Here is a 412-nt window from a genome sequence, read left to right as displayed (position 1 = left end):
CACCGGGCTCCGCACCGCCTTCTACGAACAACGCCCCCGCTTCCACTGGCACCCCGGCCTGCTCCTCGACGGCGCCCGCGTCCAAGTGCCGTTCCTCGCCGATCTCGTCACCCTCGCCGACCCCGCCAGCGACTGGTCCTTCCTCAACTACCTCAGAGCCCGCGACAGACTCTTCCCCTTCTACTTCGCCGAGCGCTTCCACATCCAGCGCGCCGAATACGACGCCTACTGCCGCTGGGTCTCCGAGAACCTGCCCGCACTGCACTACGGCCACCAGGTCGACGCCATCCGCTGGAACCCCGAACTCCACGTCTTCGAAGTCGACTTCACCCAGCTCGACGCCGACGGCGAAGCCCAGGCCCTCGGCCGCGCCCACACCCGCAACGTCGTCCTCGGCATCGGCACCGAACCC

The 412-nt window shown here is 68.4% G+C and carries 1 protein-coding gene; it reads left to right on the top strand.

The annotated features are described in order from the left end of the window. Positions 1 to 412 (top strand): SidA/IucD/PvdA family monooxygenase (locus tag C1I97_RS38935; RefSeq protein ID WP_146608501.1); only part of this gene is annotated, 412 nt, incomplete at both ends.

This window comes from Streptomyces sp. NTH33 (assembly GCF_003236365.1).
GTDB lineage: Bacteria > Actinomycetota > Actinomycetes > Streptomycetales > Streptomycetaceae > Streptomyces.
Note: the sequence above shows the minus strand (reverse complement) of the source record. Positions and strands in the feature narration are given on the sequence as shown.